Genomic DNA, 1,551 nt, shown 5'->3' on the forward strand with positions numbered 1-1,551 from the left:
AAAAGGGCCTAAGCCAATAAACAGCAGAGAAATGGCGAACGTTTTTAATCCTTTAATTTTGCTCTGCGTATATTGATAGCAAAGCAGGCTAATAGCATAGATACAAGAAAACAAAATGATAATAAAGTTGAGGGTTCTTATATCTAAATAGTGACTCTCCATATGTGCTCCACAACGAACCATTACTCGGGCAACTCCTTTGCCCGTCATCAATAAACGTCCAGTATGTTAGCGTAATTATAGAATGATGTCTTAAGTTAAACGGCTATTCGTTGACCAGCTCGAATTCTTTGATTTCTTCTGCTTTTTTAGTGAACAAAAGTCCGATCGTTGCCATGATGACACTAGGTACAATCCAGCTCGCGAACTCATTGTACAAAGGCATGTTGTGGCTCATCCATTGGTCTACGGCTTCTGGCATGTAGCCCAAAATGTGCAGAGCATCGACACAACCAAATGCTAGTGCGGTGAACGCGGTAAGCACCAACATGAACTGAGACATTTTGTTGCGAACGGGTGCCATCATCATCAAAGCAATCGCCACAGGATGAAGTGCCACAACCGCAGGTAAAGTGATTGCCAATAGCTGCTCTAAACCGATGTTGGCGATAAAGCCTGACAGTACCATGGTGATGACGACACAGATTTTGTAGTTCACTTTGCTAAAGGTGTTGTCATAGAACTCGCTGCCTGCGGTTGTTACGCCAATCGCTGTGGTCAAACAGGCCAATACCATGACTGCACCCAACAACACCGAGCCAAACGCACCAAAGTGGTTGAAGGTGAACGCCGTTAAAATATCGCCACCATTGCTAAACTCTGAACCTAAGTAAGAGCTAGTGGAACCGATGTAAGACAACGAAATGTAAACAAACGCCATCGCGACAGCGTACATTAAGGCTGCAATTAGAGGGTATTGCGCCGTTGCTTTCGGGCAGTCCACTCCCATGCTGCGAATAGCACGGAAAATGCTCCAACCAAAGCCAATTGAGCCTAACGCATCCATCGTCATGTACCCTTGCGTCAAACCTTCTGCAAACGCACCACTCACGTATGGGCCACTGGCTTGTGTCAACTCACCTGCTGGGTAAATCAAGGCAGTGACAGACATGATGATCAAAATCGCCATTAACGCCGGTGTTAGGATTTTGCCTAAGTTATCAACCAACTTACCTGGGTAAAGCGCAAACCAAATGGTTGCTACACAAAAGGCAATCGTAAACGGCACTAATGCCGCCTCACCAAAGATTGGGGCGAAGCTAAATTGATAGGCGACGGTAATGGCTCGCGGAATCACAAATGCTGGCCCGATGACGATGAAGACCATCACCCAAAAACTGGTTGCTAACGGTTTTGGTAGCGCAGCGGTCAGCTTGTCTGAGCCATTAACGATCGCCACCATTACCAGTGCTAAAGCAGGTAGGCCCACGCCAGTTAAAAGGAATCCAGACATTCCACTCAAAAAGTTTTCACCCGCTTGGTAACCCAAAAATGGAGGGAAAATAAGATTACCGGCGCCCAAATACATGGCGAAAGTCATAAAGCCTAAGG

Annotated in this window: 1 protein-coding gene and 1 pseudogene; both read right to left on the reverse strand. The window is 46.1% G+C overall.

The window, feature by feature from the left end; translation table 11 throughout:
* Positions 1–162: pseudogene (locus tag R7F67_RS23890) on the reverse strand (GGDEF domain-containing protein); the annotation flags it as partial.
* Between the two features lie 103 nt (positions 163–265).
* Positions 266–1,551: branched-chain amino acid transport system II carrier protein (gene brnQ / locus R7F67_RS23895; RefSeq protein ID WP_318057419.1), on the reverse strand; the 1,286-nt coding region annotated here is incomplete at its 5' end.

This window comes from Vibrio sp. YT-17 (assembly GCF_033337375.1).
GTDB lineage: Bacteria > Pseudomonadota > Gammaproteobacteria > Enterobacterales > Vibrionaceae > Vibrio > Vibrio alginolyticus.